Source organism: Streptomyces sp. NPDC002309 (assembly GCF_053593375.1).
Window position 1 is genome coordinate 1 of the sequence record NZ_JBSFCI010000008.1, and the last position, 25101, is coordinate 25101.

Genomic DNA, 25101 nt, shown 5'->3' on the forward strand with positions numbered 1-25101 from the left:
CAGTCGTGTGCTGTTCCGATCTGGTTGGCGCGTCAACCCGGGTGAGTCGGTGAGTGACCGATTCCGCGCCGTTCCGAGGACGGACACCCCCCGGCCCGGCCCCGACCCACCCACCGGACAGACGCCGCGGGCCGGACCCACCCACCCACCGGACAGACGCCGCGGGCCGGAAACCACACACGACAGCGGCCCACCCGTCGTAAGGGGGATCAGGGGCGGATCCCGTCGCAGGCGATGGGCAGATGGCGCGGGCCGCGCAGGACGGCGTTCTGGCGGTAGGGGGGCGGGTCCTCCAGCAGGCGGGGGTTCTCCAGGCGCCGCGCCAGTTCGGCCAGGGCGAGCTGCGCCTCCAGCCGGGCCAGCGGCGCTCCGAAGCAGCTGTGGATACCGCTGCCGAACCCGAGGTGCTGGATGTCCCCGCGGTCCGGGTCGAAGCGGTCGGGGTTCTCGAACCGCTGCGGGTCACGGTTGCCGGACGCCAGCACCAGCCACAGGGACGCCCCCTTCGGAATGTTCACCCCGCCGATCTCGATGTCGGCGATGGTGGTGCGCTGCGGCACCAACTGCACCGGCGGCTCGAAGCGCAGCAGTTCCTCGACGATCGGCACGGCGAGCCGCGGCTCGGCCCGCAGCCGCCGCAGGACGTCCGGGTTGCGCAGCAGGGTCAGCATCCCGTTGGTGACGAGGTTGACGGTGGTCTCGTGCCCCGCGATCAGCAGCAGCGCCGCCGTGCTGAGCAGCTCCATCGTGGTCATCGCTCCGTCCGGGCCGTCGGCCGCCGCCAGCGCGGAGATCATGTCGTTCTCAGGGCGCTTGCGGCGCTCCTCGATCAGACCGGCCAGATACATGCCGAGCTGCATACGGGCCTCGTTCGACGACTTGCCGTGCTCGGCGGGGTCCGCGTCCGGATCGGGGTCGAGGCTCGCGGCGATGGCGTCCGCCCACCCGTGGAAGCGGGGCTCGTCCTCGCGCGGCACACCGAGGATGCGGCAGATCACGGTCACCGGGAACGGGTACGAGAACTCCTCCACGAGATCGATCCGGCCGGGGTCGGCGATGCCGTCGACGAGGCCGGAGACGATGCCGTGCAGTTCCTCGCGCATGCCGTCGACCCGGTGCGGGGAGTGCGGCGGGCCGAAGGGCCGGTTCGTCATCCGCCGCAGCCGGTCGTGCTCGGGCGGGTCGAGCCGCAGGAAGCTCGGCGGCAGCACCCCGTCGCCCGGCTCGGACGGCGACTCGGCCAGCGGGTCGTTCGTCGCCGAGGCCAGGTTGCGGGCGTCGGAGCTGATGCGGGGGTCGTGCAGGAGGCTGCGGATCTCGTAGTAGGTGCTGACGACGTACGGCCCGTCTTCCTGGTGGAGGACCGGCGTCTTCCGCAGCTCCTCGTAGAGGGGGTACGGGTTGGCGCGGTTGGAGTAGTCCAGGATCTGGTGCAGCGGAGTTGGCGTCATCGTGCGTCCTCGTGGCCGGGCGGGTCGGCGGGTCAGTGCGCGGGGGTGAACGTGATCCGGCGGTCGGCCGGCGAGTATCCGCTGAGGGTCACCGTGGGGCCGTGCGTGGGCACCGACGGGTCGGGGAAGTCCGCGTCGACCGGACGCTGCCCCGGGCTCCGGCCCACCGTGGGGAACGGCGGCGGGAACGGCGCGGTGGTCTCGATCAGCTCCTGGTAGAACGGCAGCCATCGGGCGTGGTCGAAGGAGACCGCCCCGATGACGCGCCCCTGGTAGCCGTAGACACCCACGAAGCGCCGGTCGGTGAGCGAGCCCTGCGCGATGAGGATCTCCGTGCCGAGCGACGGCACCCCGACCGACTTGATGTTCACCCCGAACTGCGAGGACCAGAAGGCCGGCACCCACAGGTGGGGCAGCCGCTCGGCGCTCTCGCTGAGCATGTTGTGCGCGGCGGTCTCGGCCTGCCGGACGGCGTTGCCCCAGTGTTCCAGGGACAGGAACTGGTAGCCGAACAGGGCGTGCGGGGACCTCGCCACGTCACCGGCGACATAGACGTCGTCGGTCACGATGCCGCGGATGTCGAAGGCACGGCAGCCGGCGTCGCAGGCGATGCCGCGCGGGCCCGCCCCGAGTCCGGACCCGGCGAGCCACTCGGTGTTGCGGGTGGCGCCGAGGGAGACGATCACCAGGTCGGTCTCGACGGTGGAGCCGTCGGAGAGGTGAGCGGCCCGCACCCGTCCCGAGGCGTCGCCCTCCAGGGCGGTCACCATGACCCCGCACCGCAGGTCCACGCCGTGTTCCTGCTGAAGTTCGGCGGCGACCGCGCCGACCACTCCGCCGAGCGCGCCGACCAGGGGCGCCCCGCCGCGTTCGGCGACGGTGACGGCGATCCCGCGCTCCCGGCAGGCGGAGGCGATCTCCGAGCCGGTGAACCCGGCGCCGATCACGAAGACCCGCTTGGGCCCCTCGGCGAGCCGCCGCTGCAGCCGGGCGGCGTCGTCCCGGGTGCGCAGCACGAAGACGCCGTCGAGTTCCGCCTCGGCCTCGTGGGGCCACGGTCGCGCCCGCACTCCGGTGGCGATCAGCAGCCGGTCGTACGGCACCTCGTCGCCGTCGCCCAGCCGCACCCGGCGCGCGGACATGTCGAGACCGGTGGCCGGGACGCCGAGCCGCCAGGTCGCGCCGAGGTTCTCGCGCCGGGGCAGGGCGGTGCGGTCCGCGGTGGTCAGGCCCAGCAGCACCTGCTTGGAGAGCGGGGGCCGGTCGTACGGCTCGTAGGGCTCGTCACCGATGATCGTCAGGGAGCCGGTGAAGCCCTTCGCGCGCAGGGTCTCCGCTCCGCGCAGGCCCGCGAGCGAGGCGCCGACGACGACGATGCGGCCGTCGCGCCTGAGGCGTTCCAGGGATCCGTCAGCGTTCATCCGGCACCGCCCCGGCGGGTACGTCGACCTCGTCGACGAGGATGGCCTGGACGGGGCAGGCGGCCGCGGCCTGCGCGATTCTGTCGCGCTGCGCCTCGTCGGCCTCCGGGTGGTAGAGCAGCCCCTCGTCGCCGTGCATGACGAAGACGTCGGGCGCGAGGAACGCGCACTGCGCGTATCCCTGACAGCGGTTCAGGTCGACGACAAGCCTCACCAAGGGATTCGTCCTCTCCTGCGGCACGGCCCCCTGCGCCCATCGTCGGCGCGTCGGCGGGGCCCGGCGACGAGGGATGGGCCGTCGGAGTGAACCCCCGTGCCGCGCGGGACCGGCGAGGGTCAGCCCGCGGGTCGTCTGCCCCACAGGATGTTCAGGCTGACCAGCAGCGCCCAGGCCGGGAAGACCAGCTCCGACCAGGGCAGGTTCGCCCCCACCACGAGCAGCACCAGGCCGACGAGGTAGCCGAGGACGACGAGGGGGCGCGGGATGACGCCGAGCCGGTGGCCGATGGTCGAGGTCGTGAAGATGAAGACGGCCGCCATGCGCAGCCCGTAGGTGGTCAGCAGGGTGTAGGCGAAGTGGCGGCCGAACGGCGAGGGTCCCTGGTCGTCGGCGAGCACGGTCCCGGCCGCCGCGCCGCTGCCGAACAGCATGGCCACGAAGACCAGTCCGCTGCCCAGGAACACGGTCGACACGAACCGGTCCTCGCCCGCACCCGCCTGTTCACGCAGGGCTCCCATGAACCACAGGAAGGCGATCCCGGCGAACGGCAGCAGCTCCAGCGCCGTCTGCACGGCGCCGCGCTGCCCGGCGTCGATGGCGACCTCGGTCCCGCCGGCCCCGCCGGGCAGGGCGAGGCGCACCAGGATGATCGCCGCGGCCATCAGGAACGCGAAGAGGACCCCGGCGATCCCGGCGGCCCGGGGTGTCCCGAGGCCCTCGTCCTTGTGCCGCATCCGTTCCTCGCTCTCTGTCCGTCCCGCGTCGCGCGGACGTCCGTCCCCGATCGCCAGGACGCCCGCCCTCCCGCCTCCAGACAGCAGCAATCGGCGGACTCCCGCCACCGGACCGCGCCGGCCCACGAGGGCGCCGCCCCCACTCCTGACCTCAGGCACGTTCGACGTCGGACGGGCATCCGAGTGACGGGAAGGGGCCAGATGTACGAAGCTGGAAGCATGAAGCTGGCGTTCTCCACCCTCGGTGTCCCCGGCCTCCCCCTGCCGGACGTCCTCCGGCTCGCGGCCGACCACGGCTACCACGGTGTGGAGCTGCGGGCGCATCCCGAGGAGCCGGTGCACCCCGGCATGGGGGCGGCCGAACGGACGGAGGCCGCCGCAGCGTTCGAGGCGTCCGGGGTCGCGTTGCTCGGGATCGCCGGGGACACGCGTGTGGCCACCCCCGGTGACGACGAGCCCGTGCTGGCCGAGCTGCGCGCCCTCCTCGACCTGGCCCGCGACCTGGGCGCGCCGTACGTCCGGGTCCGCCCCGGCGGTACGGCGGAGCAGAGTCCCGAGGAGGCCGACGCCGTCGCCGCCGGGCGCCTGGGCACGGCGGCCGAGTACGCGGGCGACGTCGGGGTGCGCATCCTGCTCGAGACCCACGACTCGCACCCCAGGGGCGCCGACGCGATGCGGATCCTGGGCCTGGTCGGCCACCGCCAGGTCGGCGCGCTGTGGGACGTGATGCACACCTGGCTGGGCGGCGAGCAGCCCTCGGAGACGTACGCGGCGCTCTTCCCCTACCTGGGCTACGTCCAGGTCAAGGACATCGCCTCCGCCGAGGACACCGCTCCGCTGCCGCTGGGCGCCGGGGTGCTCCCGCTCACCGAGACCGTGGAGCTGCTCTCCCGGCAGGGCTGGGACGGCTGGCTGTGCTGGGAGTACGAGAAGCGCCGGCACGAGGACGCCGCCCCGCTCCCCGGCCTGCTGGACGCGGGCCGCGGCCACCTGGCGCGCCTGCTCAACGACTCTGCCTGAACGCCGCCGCGCGGTCACCTGCCCGGCCCACGGTCACCGAGCCGGCACAAGGCACACAGCACCCGGCACCCGCACCCGCACCCGGCACACAGCACCCAGCACCCAGCACCCAGCACCCAGCAGACTCCGCCAGGCAGCAGAGTCAGCCGGGCAGACGGGCCCGCACCGCCGCGACCTCGCCGTCCACAGGACGGACCGCCGGGGATCGCCGGGGAGTGACCGAGGTGAGGGCCACGCCGCCCACCAGCAGTGCCGCCGCGCACCAGCGCAGCGGGGTCATCGACTCACCGAGGAACACCACCGCGGACGTCATCCCGAAGGCCGGGACCAGCAGCGAGAACGGCGCGACGGTGGAGGCCGGATGACGGCGCAGCAGCCAGCCCCAGGCCCCGAAGCCGAACACGGTGGAGACCCAGGCGACGTAGACGACGGTGCCGGCGCCCTGCCAGTCGAGGCCGCGCAGGGCGTCGTAGTCCCGGGTGGGTCCCTCCAGGAGCAGGGACAGGGCGAGGAGGGGCAGGACGGGGACGGTGCTCACCCACACCATGAAGTTGAGGGCGTCCGGGGGTGCGGCCTTGCGGGTGAGGACGTTGGAGGCGCCCCAGCAGGCGGCGGCCGCGATGACGAGGGCGAAGGCGGTCAGGGGGCCGGAGGTGCCCTCGTCGACGGCGGCGGCACCGACGCCCACGAGGGCCACGAGCATGCCCGACACCCGTACCGCGGTGGGGCGTTCACCCAGGAACGCGAAGGCGATCAGCGCGGTGAACACCGCCTGCGTCTGGAGCACCAGCGACGACAGTCCGGCGGGCATCCCGGCGTCCATCCCCACGAACAGCAGCCCGAACTTCGCGACCCCCAGGACCAGTCCCACCGCCACGATCCACTTCCAGGCGACCTTGGGGCGGCCCACGAGGAAGACGGCGGGGACGGCCGCCACCAGGAAGCGCAGGGCGGAGAAGAGGAGGGGCGGGAAGTGGTCGAGGCCGATCTCGATGACGGTGAAGTTGACGCCCCAGACGGCGGCGACGAGGACGGCGAGCAGGAGGTGGGCGGGGCGCATACGTCGAGGGTCACCCGCGTCGACCGTGTAGCACCAGCGATGCTTGCTGCATGATGGGATGAAGCAAAGCTAATTGATCGAGGGGTGTCATGCTCGACCTCCAGCGACTGCGGGCCCTGCACGCCGTCTCCGTGCACGGCACGGTCGGCGCCGCGGCCGTGGCGCTCGGCTACACCCCGTCGGCCGTGTCCCAGCAGATCGCCAAACTGGAGCGGGAGACGCGGACGGTACTGCTGGAGCGGGAGGGGCGGGGGGTGCGTCTGACCGACGAGGCGCACCAACTCGTCGCCACGGCCGCCGAACTGCTGGCCATCGTGGAGCGGGCGGAGACGGATCTGGAGGAGCGGCGCGGGCTGCCGGCCGGGCGTCTGACGGTGGCGGCGTTCCCGTCGGCGGCGCGAGGGCTGCTGCCGCCGGTCCTCGCCGACCTCGCGAAACGCCACCCGGCGCTGGACGCCCGCCTGACCGAGGTCGACCCGCACCTGTCGGTCGACCTGGTCACCAAGGGCGCGATCGACCTCGCCGTCGCCCACGACTGGGACATCGCGCCGCTGCCCGCTCCCGCGGGCGTGGAGCAGGCGGCGATCGGGGACGACCTGTGCGACCTGCTGGTCCCCGCGGACCACCCCTTCGCGTCCCGAACGGCCGTGCTCCGCTCGGAGTTGGGCGGCGAGCGCTGGGTCTGCCAGCCGCCCGGCCGGGTCTGCCACGACTGGCTGCTCCGCACCCTGCGCTCGGTCGGCCACGAGCCGGACATCGTCCACACGGCGGAGGAGAACCCGACCCTCGTGGCGCTGGTCGCGGCGGGCCTGGGAGTGGCCCTCATCCCGCGCCTGGGCCGGGGCCCGCTCCCGCCGGACGTGGCCCAGGTCCCCCTGGACCCCCTCCCCGTCCGCCACCTCTACGCCCTCTGGCGCGAGGGCGCGTCCCGCCGCCCGGCGATCGCGGAAACGGTCCGCACCTTGCAGACCCACTGGCCCGAGGTGTCGGACCGCTAGGACGTGTTTCGGAAGCCCCTTCGTCGCCCGAAGGGCGGCCCCGCGACGCCCGGCACGCACTCTCGCCGCACCGGAGGAAATGCCGAGTACGCCCAGTACGAGGCATTTCGTCCGGCACGACACGACCAACTGGTTCGCAACCGGGCCGGCGTGGGAGCCGACGCCGGAGAGGTGCCGCCATCGGCGCACGGGCCCGGTGCGCCGATGGCGGCACCTCCGGGGCGGGGCTCTGCGCCCCCCTTGACTGGCATAAATTTCCGGGATATTGGTGGCTCTTTGGAATTTATTTTCATCAATCTTCTACGGAAGGAGGGCACGTGCAGCACAACAGCACGCCGACCTCAGGAAACCCGGCTGCCACCCCGTCCAGGCGTGCCGTTCTCGCCGCCACCGCGGGCGTCACCGCCGTCCTGACGGTCGGCCAGAGCACGGCGCACGCCGCCGCCGGCGACGACGACAGACGCCTTCGGAAGATCATTTCCGGGATGACCCTGGAGGAGAAGGTCGGTCAGCTCTTCGTCTCCCGTGTCTACGGCCACTCCGCGACCGAGCCCGACCAGGCCGACATCGACCTCAACCTCAGCGAGTTCGGGGTGCGTACGGCGGCCGAACTGATCGCCAAGTACCGCCTCGGCGGCGTCATCTACTTCGCCTGGGCCCACAACACCCGTAATCCGCACCAGATCGCGGACCTGTCGAACGGCATCCAGAAGGCCTCCCTCGGCCTCCCCCGCGGACTGCCCATGCTGGTCTCCACGGACCAGGAGCACGGGATAGTGACCCGCGTGGGCAAGCCCGCGACGCTCTTCCCGGGCGCGATGGCCATCGGCGCCGGCGGGTCGCGCGCCGACGCCCGCACCCTCGGCCGGATCTCCGGCGAGGAACTGCGCGCGATGGGCATCCGGCAGGACTACTCCCCCGTCGCCGACGTCAACGTCAACCCGGCCAACCCGGTGATCGGCGTGCGTTCCTTCGGCTCCGACCCGCACGCGGTGTCCGAGATGGTCGTGGCGGAGGTCACCGGGTACCAGCGCGCGGGCGTCGCCGCGACCGCCAAGCACTTCCCCGGCCACGGCGACACCGCGGTGGACAGCCACTACGGCTTCCCGGTCATCAAGCACACCCGCGAGGAGTGGTCGACGATCGACGCGCCCCCGTTCCGGGCGGCGATCGCGGCCGGCATCGACTCCATCATGACGGCGCACATCATGGTCCCGGCGCTGGACTCCGCCGAAGACCCGGCCACGCTCTCCCGCACGATCCTCACCGGCATCCTGCGCGAGGAGCTGGGCTACGACGGTGTCGTGGTCACCGACGCGCTCGACATGCAGGGCGTCCGCACGAAGTACGGCGACGACCGGGTGCCGGTGCTGGCGCTGAAGGCGGGCGTCGACCAGCTGCTCAACGCGCCGAAGCTGGACATCGCCTGGAACGCCGTGCTGAAGGCCGTTCAGGACGGCGAGCTCACCGAGGAACGGCTCGACGAATCGATCCTGCGGATTCTGCGGCTGAAGGCGAAGCTCGGGCTGTTCAAGGAGCCGTACGTCACGGCGCGGGGCGTCGACCGCACGGTCGGCACCCGGGCCCACCTCAAGGAGGCCGACCGGATCGCCGAGCGGACGACGACCCTGCTCGTCAACGAGGGCGACCTGCTGCCGTTGTCCCGGCGCGAGCACCCCCGGCTGCTCGTGGTGGGCGCCGACCCGGCCTCGCCGTCCGGCACGACCGGCCCGCCCACCAAGGTCCTCGCGGGCGCCCTGACCGAGCTGGGCTTCACGGCCACGGCGCTGTCCACCGGCACGGCGCCCTCCGCGGCGGTCATGGACCAGGCCGTGGCGGCGGCGCAGGACGTGGACGCGGTGGTCGTGGGGACGTACAACGTCACGGCGACCAGCGCGCAGAAGACGCTGGTCGAGCGGTTGCTGGCGACCGGGAAGCCGGTCGTCGCGGTGGCCGTCCGCAACCCGTACGACGTGGCCCATCTGCCGGGAGTCCGCGGCTACCTGGCGTCCTACGCGTGGACGGACGTGGAGATGCAGGCGGCGGCGCGGGTCATCGCCGGGAAGGTGCGGCCGCGCGGCACTCTGCCGGTGCCGGTGCAGCGGGCGGACGACCCCGCGCGCGTGCTCTATCCCGTCGGACACGGGTTGTCGTACTAGGAGCCGACCGGACGCGCGATGCGGTGCGCCTGCGCCTCGGCGCAGGCGCACCCGTCAGGAGCACGCGGCTGTGCCCGCCCGACGCCGTGCGAACGGCGGGCACAGCACCGGCGTCACGGACGCAGCGTCCGCTCCGCGCCCCGCTTGTCGAGCCGTGCGTCGTACTTCGCCAGCGGCTCGGCAGCCGCCGGGTCGGCCGCGACCGCCGGGGAGGCGACGCCGGCCCACTTCAGGATCTTGGCCGTGGCCAGCGCCTTCTGCTGCTCCCGCAGACCGGCCACGTTGGCACCGTGGTTGGCGCCGGGCGCGGTGAAGACGTACGAGTCACGCGCGCCCTTGCCGAGGCGGAACGGCTCGGCGCCCCACGGGTCGTTCTCGCCGTAGACGAACAGCATCTGCCGCGCGTTGTGGCGGACCCAGCTGTCGACGTCCTTCATGGCGCCGTCCCGGAACTTCATCGGGATCGCGCGCGGCACGAAGTACCGCGGCGGCAGGTAGCCGTGGCGGATGTACTTCTTCTCGATGTGCGGGAAGACGATCGTGGGCGCGCCGAGCTCCGTGCCCGCCTGGTAGTAGTACGGCGTGTACGGCTCCAGGCCCTGGTCGGTGTAGAAGGAGAACCCGGCGATGGTGTCGACGGAGTTCCAGATCTCGTCGTCGGTCGCGTTCCTCGCGTCCGCCGGGATCGTGTCGCAGTCGGCCGGCAGGCTGTACTGCCAGAAGCCCCAGACGTAGTCGAGGACGGTCGCCTCGTACGCCTTGTCGAGGCTGCCGACGGTGGTGAACGTGTAGCCGTTCTCGGCCGCGTACGCCTGGTAGCGCTGCTCCAGCGGCTCCCTGCGCACCAGGGCCTCGCGCTGCACGCCGTTCAGCCGGTCACGGCACTCCTTGGTGCCGACGGTGGCGAAGAAGCGGTCGTACGCCCTGTCCTCGTGGTTCACCACGTCGTTGGGGGCGACGTAGGCGACGACACCGTCCATGTCACGGGGGTAGAAGCGCTCGTAGTAGGTGGCGGTCATGCCGCCCTTCGAACCGCCCGTGGAGAGCCAGTTCTCGGCGTAGATCCGCTTCAGCGCCGTGAAGATGCGGTGCTGGTCGCTGGCGGCCTGCCAGATGTCCAGCTTGGTCCAGTCGGCCGGGCTGGGCCGGGACGGCGTGAAGAAGCGGTACTCCATGGAGACCTGGTTGCCGTCCACGATCTGGGTCGGCTCACGGCGGCTCGGGTTGGTGGAGACGTTGTAGCCGCTGGTGTGGAAGACCGTCGGACGCGAGACGTCCTTGTGGAGCACCGTGATCCGCTGCTGGAACGTGCCCTTGGAGGGCTTGCGGTGGTCCACGGGCTGTGCGTAGTTGAGGACGAAGAAGCGGTAGCCGGGGTACGGCTTCTCCTCGATCAGGCTCATGCCGGGTATGGAGAGCAACCGGTCCTTGATGTCGGTGGCCTCCGGCGACGGGGCGGCGGTGGCCGCTCCGGCCGTGCTCAGCGTGCCTATGAGCACCGTGAGCGCGAGCAGCCATCTGAGCGCCTTGCGCATGCACCCTCCCTGTAAGAACAGATGTGCGCCGGAAGCTATCGGAGCAACACACCTGTGCACCAGGGTGGTTGGTGCTTCAGCAGGTCAGCACAGTGTCCAGCCGGAGCTGACCGACCCCCGGCCCACCGTGCCCTTCACCCACACGCAACGCTGCCCGGCGTGCACGGTCACCGGTCCCGCGCGGTGCGAGTAGCGGCCCTTGTCGACGACCGGGCGGTTGCCGCGCGCCTGCACGCTGACCGACATCGACCGTCTGGGACCGGGATCGTCCGGGAGCGTGACGGCGCAGACGTACCCGCCGCGCTTGTAGACGTGCACGGTGCCGGTGGCGAACGGCAGCGTCCTGACCTTGCGTCCGGCGCAGCCGGCCGCCGCCGCCTGCGCCTGTGCCGGTACGACGAGCGCCAGCAGCCCGGACACGGTCAGCAGGGCCACGCCGAGCGCCATCCGCCGTCGTATCGCACCCGTGTCCACAGTCGTCCCCTCCGCGCCCCTCGGATCGACGTACGGCTGTACGGACGCACGGCGTACGCCCGATGGTTGCACCCGCCTGCCGCGGACCCGACGTCAGGCCACCGCCGGGGTCTCTTCGCCGACGAAGGTCCGCCACAGGGCGGCGTACCGTCCGTCACGGGCGAGCAACTCCTCGTGCGTGCCGTCCTCCACCACCCGGCCGTGATCCATCACCACGACCCGGTCCGCGCGGGCGGCGGTGGTCAGGCGGTGCGCGACGACGAGCGTCGTGCGACGGCCGGCCAGCCGGTCCGTGGCCTGGTTGACCTGCGCCTCGGTCGCCAGGTCCAGCGCGGCCGTCGCCTCGTCGAGGAGCAGGACGTCCGGGTCGACGAGTTCGGCGCGGGCCAGCGCGATCAGCTGCCGTTGCCCGGCGGAGAGGTTGCGGCCGCGCTCGGCGACCTCGTGGAGGTACCCGCCCTCCAGTGTGGCGATCATCTCGTGCGCCCCGACCGCGCGGGCCGCCGCCTCCACCGCGGCGTCGGTGGCGTCCGGACGGCCGTAGGCGATGGCGTCCCGGACGGTGCCGGGGAAGAGGTACGCCTCCTGCGGTACGACGCCCAGGCGGTGCCGGTACGAGGTGAGGTCGAGGCCGCGCAGATCGGCGCCGTCGACGGTGACCCGTCCGCCCGTCGGGTCGTAGTACCGCGCCACCAGCTTCACCAGCGTCGACTTGCCCGCGCCGGTCTCGCCGACGAACGCGACGGTCTGGCCGGCGGGGACGGTGAGGTCGATGCCGCTGAGGGCCTCCTCCTCGTCGCCGTAGGCGAAGTGCACGTCCTCGAAGGCGATGTCGCCCCGCAGGGAGAGGACTTCGCGGGCTTCGTCGGCGGACTTCGTCGACGCCGGCTCCCGCAGCAGTTCCTGGATCCGGCCGAGCGAGACGGACGCCTGCTGGTAGCCGTCGAAGACCTGGGAGAGCTGCTGGACGGGGGCGAAGAAGAGATCGATGTAGAGGATGTATGCCACCAGCGCACCCGTGGTGAGGGTGGCCGCCTCCACCCGCCAGGCGCCGGCCCAGAGCACGGCCGCCACGGCGGCCGACGCCAGCAACTGCACGAAGGGGAAGTAGACGGAGATCAGCCACTGACCGCGTATCCGGGCCTGCCGGTAGCTGTCGCTGCGCTCGGCGAACCGCCGCCCGCCGTCCCCCTCGCGCCCGAACGCCTGCACGATCCGCAGCCCGGAGACCGTCTCCTGGAGGTCGGCGTTGACCGTGGACACCCGCTCACGGGCGAGTTCGTACGCCTTCACGCTCGCCTTGCGGAAGAAGTACGTGCCGACGATCAGCGGCGGGAGCGTGGCGAAGACGACCAGCGCGAGCTGCACGTCGATCACCAGCAGGGCGACCATGATCCCGAAGAAGGAGACCACGGAGACGAAGGCGGTGACCAGTCCCGTCTGCAGGAACGTCGACAGCGCGTCCACGTCGGTGGTCATCCGGGTCATGATCCGGCCGGTCAGCTCCCGCTCGTAGTAGTCGAGTCCGAGCCGCTGGAGCTGGGCGAAGATCTTCAGCCGCAGCGAGTACAGCACACGTTCACCGGTGCGGCCGGTCATCCGGGTCACACCGATCTGCGCCACCCACTGGGCGAGCACCGCGAACAGCGCGAGCAGCGAGGCGGCCCAGACGGCCCCGAGGGCGGCCTTCGTGACACCGCTGTCGATGCCGTGCCGGATCAGCACGGGCAGCAGCAGGCCCATGCCGGCGTCGACGGCGACCAGGCCGAGGCTGACCAGCAGGGGCGCGCCGAAGCCCCGCAGCAGCCGCTTCAGCCCGTACGACCGCTCGGGCCGCACGGCCTGGGCCTCGTCGACGGCGGGGATGTCCGTGGCCGGGGGCAGGGCGTCGACCTGGGCGAGCAGCTCCGGGGTGGCCGGGGTGCCGGCCAGGGCGGCGTCCTTGGGCTCGCGGTCACCGGTCCACAGGCGGGGTGTCACCCCGCGCTCGGCGTCGAACTCGGCGTCCAGTTCCTCGCGGACGGAGGTGTCCTCCCGGGGCACGGCGGGCGGGGCGTGGCCAGGGGAGACGCCGCCGAGTTCGTCGGGGTCGGTGAGCAGGCGGCGGTAGAGGGCCGAGCGTTTCTGGAGCTCGTCGTGGGTGCCGATGTCGACGAGCCGGCCGGCGTCCAGGACGGCGATGCGGTCGGCGAGGTTGAGCGTGGAGCGCCGGTGGGCGATCAGCAGGGTGGTGCGGCCCTCCATGACGTGCTTCAGCGCCTCGTGGATCTCGTGCTCGACTCGGGCGTCCACGGCGGAGGTGGCGTCGTCGAGGACGAGCAGACGCGGGTCGGTGAGCAGGGCGCGGGCCAGGGCGATGCGCTGGCGCTGGCCGCCGGAGAGGGTGAGGCCGTGCTCGCCGACGGTGGTGTCGTAGCCGCGCGGGAGCTCCTGGATGAAGCGGTCCGCCTGGGAGGCGCGGGCGGCGGCCTCCACCTCGGCGTCGGTGGCGTCCGGGTGGCCGTAGGCGATGTTGTTGCGGACCGTGTCCGAGAAGAGGAACGAGTCCTCGGGGACCAGGCCGATCGCGGCCCTCAGCGAGTCGAGGGTCAGTTCGCGGACGTCATGGCCGCCGACGAGGACCGCGCCGCGGTCGACGTCGTAGAAGCGCGGCAGCAGCAGGGAGACCGTCGACTTCCCGGAGCCGGAGGAGCCGACGACCGCGAGGGTCTCGCCGGGGCGGATCTCGAAGGTCAGGCCGTCGAGCACCGGCTTGCCGGCGTCGTACCCGAAGGAGACGTCGTCGAACTCGACGGTCGCGGGCGCGTCGGCGGGGAGGTCGCGGGCGCCGTCGCGCAGCGAGGGCTCGGTGTCGATCAGCTCCAGGACGCGCTCGGTGCCGGCGCGGGCCTGCTGGGCCACGGTGAGAACCACGGCGAGCATCCGGACCGGGCCGACGAGCTGGGCGAGGTAGGTGGAGAAGGCCACGAACGTGCCGAGCGTGATGTGGCCGCGCACGGCCAGCCAGCCGCCGAGGGCGAGCATCGCGACCTGGCCGAGCGCGGGGACGGCCTGGAGCGCGGGGGTGTACTTGCTGTTCAGCCGGATGGTGCGCAGACGCCCGGCGTAGAGCTTCCTGCCGACCTCGCGGAGCTTGCCGGTCTCCTGCTCCTCCTGCCCGAAGCCCTTCACCACGCGCACGCCGGTGACGGCGCCGTCGACGACGCCCGCGACGGCGGCGGCCTGGGCCTGGGCGTACCAGGTGGCGGGGTGGAGCTTGCCGCGGCTGCGCTTGGCGATGAACCACAGGGCGGGGGCGACGGCCAGGGCGACCAGGGTGAGCGGAGGGGACAGCCACGCCATGATCGCGAGGGAGATCACGAAGAGCAGGAGGTTCCCGATGGTCATCGGGAGCATGAAGAGCAGGCCCTGGATCAGCTGGAGGTCGCTGGTGGCCCGGCCGACCACCTGGCCGGTGGACAGCTCGTCCTGACGGCGGCCGTCGAGCCGGGTGATCGTGTCGTACATGTCGGTGCGCAGGTCGTGCTGGACGTCGAGGGCGACCCTGCCGCCGTAGTACCGGCGGATGTACGTGAAGACGTAGACGAGGAGGGCGGCGCCGATGAGCGAGGCGGCCCACGGGGCCATGGCCCGGGTGCGGTCGCCGACCACGTCGTCGATGATCACCTTGGTGATCAGGGGGACGAGGGCCAGGACGGCCATGCCCGCGAGAGACGAGCCGAGGGCCAGGACCACGTCCTTCCGATACCGCCAGGCGTAGCCCCACAGCCGCCGTGCCCATCCCCGTTGCGGTCCCACGCGGGTGCCCTCCGATCGTCCTGATCTACCGGAAGGCACCAACACGGACGGGCGCCGATTTCATCCCGCCGTGGCGATCGCCAGGCCGGTCAGGACGCGGCGAGGTCCTTGTGGACGACCTTGGCCACGCCCTGGATGGTGGCGATGCCGTAGTTCATGGTGCTGTTGCCGTGGGTGAGCACGGTGATCATGTAGTCGTGGCCGCGGCCCTTGAAGGTGCCGACGCTGTGCACCCGCCAGCCGTGCGTGGCCCGCTGGAGCCAGCCGTTCTTGACGGCGACGGAGACCCCGGACGGCACCCCGTACGGCGTGCCCCAGCGCTGCCCGGAGACCACCTGGCCCATCAGCTTGAGGATGTAGGCGCGGGAGTTGTCGCTGAGCACGGTGTTCTTGGCGGTGACGAGCTTGAGCAGCTTCTGCTCGTCGTTGACGGTGATCTGGGTCAGACCCCAGTAGCCGTTCGCGCCGGGCTTGGTCTGCGTCATGCCGGCGGCGGACAGGAAGCCCTTGATCTTCGTCAGGCCCAGCTGCTTCCAGAGCGTGGTGGTCGCGGCGTTGTCCGACTTGGTGATCATGGCCGTGGCGAGGGAGGTCTCGCGGGCGGTGAGATAGCGGCCGTGCTTCTTCGCGTCCCAGAGCAGCGCAGCGAGCACGGTGACCTTGACGACGCTGGCCGAGTCGTAGGCGGTGGTCGACCGCAGGGTGCAGGTCGTCTTGGTGGTGCGGTCGTAGAGGCCGACGGCGACGGTGCCCTTGCGGTTCGCGAGGGCGGCGGTGATGTCCTTCTTCAGCTTGGCTGCGAGGCCGGCCTTGGCCGACGTGCAGCTGACGGTGGGCGCGGGCGCGGCCACGGCGGGTGACGCGGCGGCGACGACCGATATGAGAATTCCGGCACCGAGGGCTGCGGAGAGCAGTCTCGTACCCCGGGGTCTGCGGGTTGTCATGCCGGTTCTGACCCGCACGGCGGACCGAAGGTTGTACGTGTGTTCCCCAGGACATATGTCCAGGCCGGAGCCCGGACGGGCCGGTGTGCTTCTGGAGCGACGAGGGATGCGGCGGTGACCACCGGGAGGGGACGGCACGCGGCGGCCACCGCGACCTGCCGCCCCGCCCGCACGACCACGTCGGCCCGGCGCCCGCTGGTCCGGGGCCGGGCCCGAGGCCGTACCGGTGCCTCGGCAGGCGTCAGCCGAGGTGCGTGGGGGCGAACATGCGCAGCACCGCCGGGAGGACGACCACCGACGGGCCCGGTGACGCCAGCGCCTTCTTCAGGTCGGCCTCCAGGGTCTCCGGCGTCGTGCGGATTCCCGGCACGCCGAAGGACTCGGCGAGCGCCACGTAGTCCGGGCGGGTCAGTTCCGTCGCCGTGGCCTGGCCGAAGGCGTCGGTCATGTACTCGCGCAGGATGCCGTAACCGCCGTCGTCGACGATCAGCCAGGTGACGTCCAGGCCGTACTGCCGGGCCGTCGCCAGCTCGGCGATCGAGTACAGCGCGCCGCCGTCCCCCGACACCGCCAGCACCGGCCGGGTCGGATCGGCGGCGGCCGCGCCGAGCGCCGCCGGGAAGCCGTAGCCGAGGCCGCCCGCGCCCTGGGCGGAGTGCATGGTGTTGGAGCCCTTGGGGTCGAAGGCCGACCAGGCCCAGTAGGCCAGGATCGTCATGTCCCAGAAGGACGGGGAGTCGGCGGGCAGCGCCCTGCGGACGGACGCCAGCACGTCCTGCTCCAGGGTGAGCTCCTGCGCGGCGATCCGGTCGGCGACCTTCGCGAGGACCTCCCGCACGCGCTCCGGCGCCGACGGGTCCGTCCGCTCCGTCACCGTCTCCAGCAGCGCCTGCAACGCGAGGCGCGCGTCCGCGTGGACGCCCAGCGCCGGATGGTTGGACTCCAGCTTGCCGAGGTCGGCCTCGACCTGGATCACCCGGCCGCGCGGCCGGAACGTGTGGTAGTTGGAGGAGACTTCGCCGAGGCCCGAGCCGACGACGAGGAGGACGTCCGCGTCCTCCAGGAAGTCCGTGGTGTGCCGGTCCTCGATCCACGACTGGAGCGACAGCGGGTGCGTCCACGGGAAGGCGCCCTTGCCGCCGGGGGTGGTGACGACCGGCGCCTGGAGCAGCTCCGCCAGCTGACGGAGCTTCTTCGAGGCGTCGGCCCGCACGACACCGCCGCCCGCGATGATGGCCGGGCGGGCCGCGTTCGAGAGCAGGTCGGCCGCCACGGCGGTGAGTTCGGGGCGCGGGGGCAGTTCCTCGGGGAAGGCGTCACCGCCCGTCACGACCGGGACGGACGTCTCGGCCAGCAGCACGTCCTGCGGGATCTCCACCCACACCGGCCCGTGCGGGGCGGTCAGCGCCGACTTCCAGGCCGCCGCGACGGCGGAGGGGATCTGGGACTGGGCGCGCACGGTGTGGACCGACTTCACCACGCCCCGGAACGAGGCGGCCTGGTCGGGCAGCTCGTGCAGATAGCCGTGCCGGCCGCCACCGAGGCCCGCCGTCGGGATCTGGCTGCTGATCGCCAGCACGGGCGCCGAGGCCGCCGCCGCCTCCTGGAGCGCGGCCAGCGAGGTCAGCGCACCGGGGCCCGTCGACAGCAGCAGCGGCGCCGCCTCGCCGGTGATCCGGCCGTAGGCGTCCGCCGCGAAACCGGCGTTGTTCTCCACCCGCAGCCCGATGTAGCGCAGGTCGGAGCGGCGCAGCGCGTCGAACATGCCGAGCGCGTGCTGACCGGGCAGGCCGAAGACCGTCGTCGCGCCGAGCCCGGCCAGGGTCTCCACGACCAGGTCCCCGCCGTTGCGCCCGGGCGGCGGGTTCAGGGCCGCCGTGATCTGCGCGGCCGTCGGGCGGAGTACCAGGTCGTGGTCGTGAGTCACTTCGCGCGCGCCTCGGCAATCTGTCGGGACATGATCGTGGTCAGTTCGTACGCGGTGTGGGAGGCCGCCACCGACGTGATCTCCGCGTGGTCGTACGCGGGGGCCACCTCGACGACGTCGGCCGACACCAGGTTGCAGGACGCCAGGCCGCGCAGGATCTCCAGCAGTTCGCGGGAGGTCATGCCGCCGGCCTCGGGCGTGCCCGTGCCGGGCGCGTGCGCCGGGTCGAGGCAGTCGATGTCGATGGAGATGTACAGCGGGCGGTCACCGATGCGCTGGCGCAGCTGGTCGGCGACCTCGTCGGCGCCCCGGCGGTAGACGTCCGCGGAGGTGACGATGCCGAAGCCCATCTTCTCGTCGTCGGTCAGGTCCTGCTTGCCGTACAGCGGGCCGCGGGTGCCGACGTGGGAGAGCGCCGAGGTGTCGAGGATGCCCTCCTCGACCGCGCGGCGGAAGGGCGTGCCGTGGGTGTACTCGGCGCCGAAGTACGTGTCCCAGGTGTCGAGGTGGGCGTCGAAGTGGAGGAGCGCGACCGGGCCGTGCCTCTTGGCGACCGAACGCAGCAGCGGCAGCGCGATGGTGTGGTCGCCGCCCAGCGTCATCAGGCGGGCGCCGGTGCCGAGCAGGTCGTCGGCCGCCGCCTCGACGGTCTCCACGGCCTCGTTGATGTCGAACGGGTTCACGGCGATGTCGCCGCCGTCCGCGACCTGGGCGAGGGCGAAGGGGTAGGCGTCCTGCGCCGGGTTGTACGGCCGCAGCAGCCGGGACGCCTCGCGGATCGCGTTGCCACCGAAGCGGGCGCCCGGCCGGTACGAGACGCCCGAGTCGAACGGCACACCCACGACGGCGACATCGGCGGTGCCGACCTCGTCGAGGCGGGGCAGCCGGGCGAAGGTCGCGGGGCCGGCGTACCGCGGGACGCGGGACGAGTCGACGGGGCCGCGGGGGGTCGGCGTCTCGCTGCTGCTCATCGGGGTTTGCCTTCTCTCTCACGCTTCATCGCGTATGCAACACATGGGCGCCATGCGCCGCTTGCACTACTTGTCGTATGACTTTACCGGTGGGCCGAGGCCGGTTCCGCCTCGGGTTCGGCCGCCCGCCCGGCGAGCCGCTCGCGCCAGGCGGCGAGCACGGCGGCGTCCGTGGCCGGGGTGGCCAGCGAGACGATCAGGTAGGCGGCGAGGGAGGCCGGCAGACCGTAGTAGACGGGCTCGTTGGCGAGGATGCCGTGGGTGGCCATCAGGACGACCACGGAGAGGCCGCCGACCGCGACGGCCGCGAGGGCGCCCTGGACCGTGCCGCGCTTCCACAGCAGTCCGCCGAGGATCGGCACCAGCAGACCGCCGACGAGCAGGTTGTAGGCCACGGTGAGCGCCTGCACCACGTCGTTGAGCGCGATCGCCGTGAGGATCACGGCGACACCCATGACGAGGATGAAGACGCGATTGCCCTTGACCTCGTCGTGCTCCTCCTCGGCGGTGCGCACGAGACCCCTGAGCCGTGACCAGATGTCGTTGTTGGCGACGGTGGCGCAGGCGATCAGGGCGCCGGAGGACGTGGACATCACGGCCGCGAGCGCCGCGGCGAGCACCAGGCCCCGCACGCCGATCGGGAGTTCGTCCTTGACGATCGTCGCGAACGCGTCGTCCGCGCTGGCCAGGTTCGGGTAGAGCACCTTGGCCGCGGTGCCGATGACGGCGCCGGCGAGCGCGTAGACCAGGCAGTAGGTACCGGCGACCGTGCCGCCCCACTTCGCCGTCCGGTCGTCGCGGGCCGTGAAGACGCGCTGCCAGATGTCCTGACCGATCAACATGCCGAAGGTGTAGATCAGGACGTAGGTGAAGATCGTCTCGCCGCCGATGCCCAGCGGGTCGAAGTACTCCGTGGGCAGCTGGGCCTTCATCTCACTGAAGCCGCCGGCCTTGACGACCGCGATCGGCAGCAGGAGCAGCAGCACGCCGATCGTCTTGACCACGAACTGCACCATGTCCGTCAGCGTGATCGACCACATGCCGCCCAGGGTCGAGTAGGCGACGACGATCGAGCCGCCGAGCACGATCGCGAGGGTGCGGTTCATGTCGAACAGGACGTCGAAGATCGTGGCGTAGGCGATGGTGGACGTCACCGCGAGCATCAGGGTGTACGCCCACATGACCACGCCCGAGATCACGCCGGCCCGGCCGCCGTAGCGCAGGTCCAGCATCTCGGACACGGTGTAGACCTTCAGCCGGGCGATCCGGGCGGAGAAGAAGATCGACAGGGCCAGCAGGCCGAGGCCGATGGTGAAGACCATCCAGGCACCGGAGAGCCCGTACTGGTAGCCGAGGCCCACGCCGCCGATGGTCGAGGCGCCGCCGAGGACGATCGCCGCCATGGTGCCGGAGTACATGGCCGGGCCCAGCCGGCGGCCGGCCACCAGGAACTCGCTCTTCGACTTGGCGCGGCGCATGCCCCACCAGCCCATGGCCAGCATTCCGGCCAGATAGACGACGATCACGATGTAGTCGACGGCCATGGGGCCTCCTTTGCGCACTCTCGGTGGCGTGTCGTGCAGAGGGGAGTCGTCCGGTGTGCGGCGCGGGGACATCCGCCCGTACCCGCGGCTGCCGGTCTGGACCGACCTTAGGTGGCCGGAAAGCGACTGCGAAGTGTACGTTTCATCCATTCGCGCGAAGCGGACTGAAGGAAACGCACACACCATGTCCGAGACGCCCACCCTGCCGCCCACTCCCGCCGTCCCCCTCTCGGCCCTGCTGGCCAGGGAGGATCTCGCACTGCGGCAGATCGCCGGGCCGTCCGGAGCCGGGATCGTGCTGCACGGGGCACATACCTCTGAAATGTCCGATCCATACCCATATCTGCTGGGCGGTGAGCTGTTGCTCACGGCCGGGGTGCACATTCCGGAGGCGGCGGGGTCGGGAACGTATTTCGACGACTACGTCTCGCGGATCGTCGCTGCGGGCGGCGCGGCCCTCGGCTTCGGGCTGGCCCCGGTGCACGACACGGTGCCGCGCGCTCTGGTGGCGGCCTGCGAGGCGTACGGCCTGCCGCTGCTGGAGGTCCCGCCCCGGACCACCTTCGCCGGCGTCGCCCGCGCCGTCTGGCAGCTGATCGCCCGGGCCCGGCTCGCGGAGCTGCGCCGTGTGACGGAGGCCCAGCAGAGCCTCGCCACGGCCGCCGCCCGCCCGGACCCGGTGCCGTCCGTGCTGCGCCAGCTGTCCCAGCGGGTGAGCGGCTGGGCGGTGCTGTACGGCCCCGACGGCGCCGCGATCGCCGACGCGGGCAGAGCACCCTCGGACGAGGCGCGACGGGCCCTGGAGGAACTGGCGGGGGTGGTGGGGCCCCGCAGCCCCGCCCCGCCCACCCCGCCGGCCCCCTCCGCCTTGTCCGCCCCCTCCGCCTCGTCCGCCCCCTCCGCCTCGTCCGCCCCATCCACCCCGTCCGCTCTGTCACCGCCTCCGCCCGCCTCCCCGCCTCCCGCCCCCTCCCCCTCCCCTTCGTCCTCTCCCTCCCCCGCCTCCGCGACCGACGCCGTGGGCGGCCTCCATCTCTCCGCCTACGCGCTCGGCGCCGGGCAGGGGTTCGTGCTCGGGATCGCCGCCCCGCACCGCGAACCCGCCGATCACGCCATCGCCTCCGTCGCCTCCGTGCTGCTCTCCCTCCTCACCGGGGAGCAGCGCAGCGGCGCGGGCGCGGCGCGCTCCTCGGCGCTGGTGCGGTTGCTGCTCGGCGCCGAGCCGCAGGCGGTGGCTCCACTGCTCGGGGCCGAGCGGTGGCTGGTCGTGCACGCACGGCCCGACGCGCACACGCCCGACCCGGTCGCCGCCTCGGCGCTCGGCGCGGCGCTGGGCTCTCCCCTGGTGGACCTCGACGAGGGCGTCGTGCGCGTCCTGCTGCCCGCCGGCCGCGAACCCGCCCCGCAACCCGGCTGGACCCTCGGCGTCAGCGCCTCCGCGGGCCCCCGGGAGTGGCCGGCCGCGGACACCCAGGCGGCCCGCGCGCTGGCCCGCGCCCGCGCCACCCGCACGGCGCTGGTGCGCCACGGCGGCCGGCCCGCGCTGGCGGACCTCGTGCCGGGCGGCGAGGCGGAGGCGTACGCCCGCGCGGTCCTGGGCCCCCTGGCGGACAACACCGCCCTCACCGACACCCTGCGCACCTGGCTGTCGCTGCACGGCAGTTGGGACCGCAGCGCCGTGGCCCTGTCGGTGCACCGCAACACCGTCCGGCAGCGGATCGCCCGGTGCGCGGTGCTGCTGGAGGTGGACCTGGACGACGCGGACGTGCGGATGGAGTTGTGGTTCGCGCTGCGGCAACTCTGACCCGCGACGCGGGGCCGGCCTCGGGCGCGTGACCCACGTCCCAGCGTGCGGGACGGCGGGGACGGGCCCGGGCGCGTACCGCACAATAAGAGCCATGCCGATATCCGGGACACCCAGCCGCGCCGAGCTCGTCGAGCACCTTGTGAAGACCCGTATCGCGGGCGACGTCGCCACCCCGCGAGAGAACAACCTCTCCCACTACCGCCAACTGTCCAACGGCGTCCGCAACTTCTGGCTCGGGCTGGAGCTCGGCGACCGCTGGACCGACGAGCAGGACGTGCTCGCGGTGATGGCGGAGCGGGTCGGCGTCAACGACGACGCCGAGCACCGGTACGGCCAGGACACGATCGACCCCGAGCTGACGGTCGCCGCGCTGGAGCGCCTCGCGGCCCGGCTGCGCAAGGCGGCGGACAGCCGGCAGCGGGTGCTCTTCGCGACCGGCCACCCGGGCGGCCTGCTCGACGTGCACCGCGCCACGGCGGCGGCGCTGCGGGCCGCGGGCTGCGAGATCGTGGTGATCCCGGACGGGCTGCAGACGGACGAGGGCTACGTCATGCAGTTCGCGGACGTGGCGGTGCTGGAGCACGGCGCGACCCTGTGGCACACCCACTCGGGCGAGCCGATGAAGGCCGTTCTCACCGCCCTGGAGCGCGAGGGCCGCCCGCTGCCCGACCTGGTCGTCGCCGACCACGGCTGGGCGGGGTACGCGGGGCAGCACGGGGTCGACTCGGTGGGCTACGCCGACTGCAACGACCCCGCCCTGTTCATCGCGGAGGCCGAGGGAACCGTCCAGGTGACGGTCCCCCTCGACGACCATGTGGTCAGCCCGCGCCACTACGACCCGATGACGGCCTACCTGCTCTCGGAGGCGGGGCTCAGCTAGCGCGCGGTGCGCGGACGACGCCTTCCTGGATCACCGTGACGGCGAGGCGGCCGTCCCGCGTGAAGATGCGGGCCTGGCCGAGGCCGCGGCCGCCGTACGCCGACGGGGACTCCTGGTCGTACAGGAGCCACTCGTCGGCGCGGAACGGACGGTGGAACCACATCGCGTGGTCCAGCGAGGCCCCGACGACGTCACCGACGGCCCAGCCGCCGCGGCCGTGCGCGAGCAGCACGGAGTCGAGGAGCGTCATGTCGGAGACGTACGTGGCCAGCACGACGTGCAGCAGCGGGTCGTCGGCGAGCTCGCCGTCGGCGCGGAACCACACCTGCGAGTGCGGCTCGCGCGGCTCACCGAACCTGCCGTAGGGCGGCTCGTCGACGTAGCGCAGGTCGACGGCGGCACGCGCCTCGAGGAACTTCTCGACGACGTGCGCGGGAAGGTGGCCGTAGCCGCTCAGCCGCTCCCCCGAGGTGGGGAGCGTGTCGGGGTCGGGCGCGGAGGGCATCGCGTCCTGGTGGTCGAAGCCTTCCTCGTACCTCTGGAAGGACGCGGAGAGCGCGAAGATCGGCCGGCCGTGCTGGACCGCCACGACCCGGCGGGCGGTGAAGGACCGGCCGTCGTTCATCCGGTCGACCGTGTAGACGATCGGCGCGCCCGGGTCGCCGGTGCGCAGGAAGTACGCGTGCAGGGAGTGCGGGTGCCGGTCCTCGGGGACCGTACGTCCGGCGGCGACCAGCGCCTGGGCCGCGACCTGTCCGCCGAAGACGCGCGGGACGACGGCGGACCGGGACCGGCCGCGGAAGATGTCCTCCTCGATCTGCTCCAGGTCGAGCAGATCGAGGAGACCCTTCAGTGCCTCGTTCATGGCACCTTTTCCGGTGGCCGGTGTCCGGTGGCTGCCGGAGCCTTAGAGGCCCATGTCCTTCGCGATGATCGACTTCATGATCTCGCTGGTACCGCCGTAGATGCGGTTGACGCGGTTGTCCGCGTACAGGCGGGCGATCGGGTACTCGTTCATGTAGCCGTAGCCGCCGTGCAGCTGGAGGCAGCGGTCGATCACGCGGTGGGCGACCTCGGTGCAGAACAGCTTGGCGGAGGCGGCCTCGGCGGGGGTCAGCTCACCGGCGTCCAGGGCCTCGGTGGCCCGGTCGGCGACGGCCTCGGCGGCGTCCACCTCGGCCTGGCAGGCGGCCAGCTCGAACTTGGTGTTCTGGAAGTGCGCGACGGGCTTGCCGAAGACCACACGGTCCTGCACGTACTGCTTGGCGAACCGGACGGCGGCCTTGGCCTGCGCGTAGGCGCCGAAGGCGATGCCCCAGCGCTCGGAGGCGAGGTTGTGGCCCAGGTAGGAGAAGCCCTTGTTCTCCTCGCCCAGCAGGTCCTCGACCGGCACCTTGACGTCGACGAAGGCCAGCTCGGCCGTGTCGGAGGTGCGCAGACCCAGCTTGTCCAGCTTGCGGCCGACCGAGTAGCCCTCGGACCCGGTGTCGACGGCGAAGAGGGAGATGCCGAAGCGGCGGTCGTCCTCGCGCGGCGCCGAGGTACGGGCGCAGACGATGACCTTGTCGGCGTGGACACCGCCGGTGATGAAGGTCTTGGCGCCGTTGAGGACGTAGTGGGTGCCGTCCTCGGAGAGCTTGGCGGTGGTCTTCATGCCCGCGAGGTCGGAGCCGGTGCCCGGCTCGGTCATCGCGATGGCCCACATCTCCTCGCCGGTGACGAACTTCGGCAGGAAGCGCTTCTTCTGCTCGTCCGTGGCCAGCATCTTGATGTACGGGAGGGCGAGCAGCACATGCACGCCGGAACCGCCGAACTGGACGCCCGCGCGGGCGGTCTCCTCGTACAGGACGGCCTCGAACTTGTGGCTGTCCATGCCCGCGCCGCCGAACTCCTCGGGCACGTTGATGCCGAAGATGCCCAGCTCTCCGAGCTGGTGGTAGAACTCGCGCGGCGCCTGGCCGGCGGCGAACCAGTCGTCGTAGACGGGCACGACCTCGGCCTCGATGAAGGCGCGCAGGGTCTCCCGGAACGCCTCGTGATCCTCGTTGAACACCGTACGGCGCACGCCGCCACCTCCACCGTCGCATGTCTAAGCGCTTGCTCACTCAACCGTACCGGCGAGTACGAACCGCCGACAAGACCGGTCCGTGCGTAACGC

At 72.2% G+C, this 25101-nt stretch carries 19 protein-coding genes; 5 read left to right on the plus strand and 14 right to left on the minus strand.

Annotated elements, in window-relative coordinates; translation table 11 throughout:
* Positions 1-209: 209 nt before the first annotated feature.
* From ACWCPM_RS09035 to ACWCPM_RS09050, 4 genes are all read right to left on the minus strand, one after another.
* Entirely contained in the window at positions 210-1451 is a 1242-nt protein-coding gene (locus ACWCPM_RS09035) for a cytochrome P450 (protein WP_450975466.1), read from the minus strand.
* 32 nt (positions 1452-1483) lie between these two features.
* Positions 1484-2872, minus strand: coding sequence for an NAD(P)/FAD-dependent oxidoreductase (locus ACWCPM_RS09040; RefSeq protein WP_450975467.1), 1389 nt, complete (start codon positions 2870-2872; stop codon positions 1484-1486).
* On the minus strand, positions 2862-3086 hold the full coding sequence (locus ACWCPM_RS09045) for a ferredoxin (RefSeq protein ID WP_450975634.1): 225 nt from the start codon (positions 3084-3086) through the stop codon (positions 2862-2864). Before ACWCPM_RS09045 ends, ACWCPM_RS09040 begins: the two co-directional genes overlap by 11 nt.
* 122 nt (positions 3087-3208) lie before the next feature.
* Entirely contained in the window at positions 3209-3826 is a 618-nt protein-coding gene (locus ACWCPM_RS09050) for a hypothetical protein (RefSeq protein ID WP_450975468.1), read from the minus strand.
* A 219-nt stretch (positions 3827-4045) separates the two neighbouring features.
* Here ACWCPM_RS09050 and ACWCPM_RS09055 point away from each other — a divergent pair, with 219 nt between their 5' ends.
* Positions 4046-4846 (plus strand): sugar phosphate isomerase/epimerase family protein, encoded by an 801-nt coding sequence (locus ACWCPM_RS09055; RefSeq protein ID WP_450975469.1) that lies wholly within the window; start codon positions 4046-4048, stop codon positions 4844-4846.
* 142 nt (positions 4847-4988) lie between these two features.
* On the opposite strand, the gene ACWCPM_RS09060 is transcribed toward ACWCPM_RS09055, so the two are convergent.
* Positions 4989-5906, minus strand: coding sequence for an EamA family transporter (locus tag ACWCPM_RS09060; protein WP_450975470.1), 918 nt, complete (start codon positions 5904-5906; stop codon positions 4989-4991).
* An 89-nt stretch (positions 5907-5995) separates the two neighbouring features.
* Between ACWCPM_RS09060 and ACWCPM_RS09065 the strand changes: the two genes are divergently transcribed.
* Together ACWCPM_RS09065 and ACWCPM_RS09070 are read left to right on the plus strand one after the other, a co-directional pair.
* Complete coding sequence (locus ACWCPM_RS09065; protein WP_450975471.1) at positions 5996-6904, plus strand: LysR family transcriptional regulator; 909 nt, start codon at positions 5996-5998, stop codon at positions 6902-6904.
* Between the two features lie 317 nt (positions 6905-7221).
* Entirely contained in the window at positions 7222-9063 is a 1842-nt protein-coding gene (locus tag ACWCPM_RS09070; RefSeq protein WP_450975472.1) for a glycoside hydrolase family 3 protein, read from the plus strand.
* A gap of 113 nt (positions 9064-9176) precedes the next feature.
* On the opposite strand, the gene ACWCPM_RS09075 is transcribed toward ACWCPM_RS09070, so the two are convergent.
* The 7 genes from ACWCPM_RS09075 to ACWCPM_RS09105 form a co-directional block, all read right to left on the minus strand.
* Entirely contained in the window at positions 9177-10598 is a 1422-nt protein-coding gene (locus ACWCPM_RS09075; RefSeq protein WP_450975473.1) for an aminopeptidase, read from the minus strand.
* Positions 10599-10682: 84 nt separating this feature from the next.
* Positions 10683-11072 carry a hypothetical protein gene (locus tag ACWCPM_RS09080; RefSeq protein WP_450975474.1) on the minus strand — a complete coding sequence of 130 codons (390 nt, stop codon included), beginning with the start codon at positions 11070-11072 and terminating at the stop codon, positions 10683-10685.
* Positions 11073-11165: 93 nt separating this feature from the next.
* Positions 11166-14870, minus strand: coding sequence for an ABC transporter ATP-binding protein (locus ACWCPM_RS09085; protein ID WP_450975475.1), 3705 nt, complete (start codon positions 14868-14870; stop codon positions 11166-11168).
* 89 nt (positions 14871-14959) lie between these two features.
* Positions 14960-15814 (minus strand): serine hydrolase, encoded by an 855-nt coding sequence (locus tag ACWCPM_RS09090; protein WP_450975476.1) that lies wholly within the window; start codon positions 15812-15814, stop codon positions 14960-14962.
* A gap of 241 nt (positions 15815-16055) precedes the next feature.
* Positions 16056-17741 (minus strand): thiamine pyrophosphate-binding protein, encoded by a 1686-nt coding sequence (locus tag ACWCPM_RS09095; RefSeq protein WP_450975477.1) that lies wholly within the window; start codon positions 17739-17741, stop codon positions 16056-16058.
* A complete protein-coding gene (speB, locus tag ACWCPM_RS09100) occupies positions 17738-18712 on the minus strand; it encodes an agmatinase (RefSeq protein WP_450975478.1) in 975 nt (324 codons plus the stop codon). Before speB ends, ACWCPM_RS09095 begins: the two co-directional genes overlap by 4 nt.
* Before the next feature lie 83 nt (positions 18713-18795).
* Positions 18796-20256 carry a sodium:solute symporter gene (locus ACWCPM_RS09105; protein WP_450975479.1) on the minus strand — a complete coding sequence of 487 codons (1461 nt, stop codon included), beginning with the start codon at positions 20254-20256 and terminating at the stop codon, positions 18796-18798.
* A 184-nt stretch (positions 20257-20440) separates the two neighbouring features.
* On the opposite strand from ACWCPM_RS09105, the gene ACWCPM_RS09110 reads away from it, so the two are divergent.
* Entirely contained in the window at positions 20441-22060 is a 1620-nt protein-coding gene (locus ACWCPM_RS09110) for a PucR family transcriptional regulator ligand-binding domain-containing protein (RefSeq protein ID WP_450975480.1), read from the plus strand.
* Positions 22061-22154: 94 nt separating this feature from the next.
* Positions 22155-22943 carry a phosphatase gene (locus ACWCPM_RS09115; protein WP_450975481.1) on the plus strand — a complete coding sequence of 263 codons (789 nt, stop codon included), beginning with the start codon at positions 22155-22157 and terminating at the stop codon, positions 22941-22943.
* Here ACWCPM_RS09115 and ACWCPM_RS09120 read toward each other — a convergent pair.
* Positions 22936-23808, minus strand: a complete 873-nt coding sequence (locus ACWCPM_RS09120) for an acyl-CoA thioesterase (protein ID WP_450975482.1) — start codon at positions 23806-23808, stop codon at positions 22936-22938. The genes ACWCPM_RS09115 and ACWCPM_RS09120 overlap by 8 nt on opposite strands.
* A gap of 42 nt (positions 23809-23850) precedes the next feature.
* Entirely contained in the window at positions 23851-25008 is a 1158-nt protein-coding gene (locus tag ACWCPM_RS09125) for an acyl-CoA dehydrogenase family protein (RefSeq protein WP_450975483.1), read from the minus strand.
* Between the last annotated feature and the right edge of the window lie 93 nt (positions 25009-25101).

What these genes read in the sequence shown, in the direction of transcription:
- ACWCPM_RS09035 (WP_450975466.1), bottom strand. Translation starts at nt 1,451, where the DNA reads ATGACGCCAACTCCGCTGCACCAGATCCTGGACTACTCCAACCGCGCC.
- ACWCPM_RS09040 (WP_450975467.1), bottom strand. Translation starts at nt 2,872, where the DNA reads ATGAACGCTGACGGATCCCTGGAACGCCTCAGGCGCGACGGCCGCATC.
- ACWCPM_RS09050 (WP_450975468.1), bottom strand. Translation starts at nt 3,826, where the DNA reads ATGCGGCACAAGGACGAGGGCCTCGGGACACCCCGGGCCGCCGGGATC.
- ACWCPM_RS09055 (WP_450975469.1), top strand. Translation starts at nt 4,046, where the DNA reads ATGAAGCTGGCGTTCTCCACCCTCGGTGTCCCCGGCCTCCCCCTGCCG.
- ACWCPM_RS09060 (WP_450975470.1), bottom strand. Translation starts at nt 5,906, where the DNA reads ATGCGCCCCGCCCACCTCCTGCTCGCCGTCCTCGTCGCCGCCGTCTGG.
- ACWCPM_RS09065 (WP_450975471.1), top strand. Translation starts at nt 5,996, where the DNA reads ATGCTCGACCTCCAGCGACTGCGGGCCCTGCACGCCGTCTCCGTGCAC.
- ACWCPM_RS09075 (WP_450975473.1), bottom strand. Translation starts at nt 10,598, where the DNA reads ATGCGCAAGGCGCTCAGATGGCTGCTCGCGCTCACGGTGCTCATAGGC.
- ACWCPM_RS09090 (WP_450975476.1), bottom strand. Translation starts at nt 15,814, where the DNA reads ATGACAACCCGCAGACCCCGGGGTACGAGACTGCTCTCCGCAGCCCTC.
- speB (WP_450975478.1), bottom strand. Translation starts at nt 18,712, where the DNA reads ATGAGCAGCAGCGAGACGCCGACCCCCCGCGGCCCCGTCGACTCGTCC.
- ACWCPM_RS09105 (WP_450975479.1), bottom strand. Translation starts at nt 20,256, where the DNA reads ATGGCCGTCGACTACATCGTGATCGTCGTCTATCTGGCCGGAATGCTG.
- ACWCPM_RS09110 (WP_450975480.1), top strand. Translation starts at nt 20,441, where the DNA reads ATGTCCGAGACGCCCACCCTGCCGCCCACTCCCGCCGTCCCCCTCTCG.
- ACWCPM_RS09115 (WP_450975481.1), top strand. Translation starts at nt 22,155, where the DNA reads ATGCCGATATCCGGGACACCCAGCCGCGCCGAGCTCGTCGAGCACCTT.
- ACWCPM_RS09120 (WP_450975482.1), bottom strand. Translation starts at nt 23,808, where the DNA reads ATGAACGAGGCACTGAAGGGTCTCCTCGATCTGCTCGACCTGGAGCAG.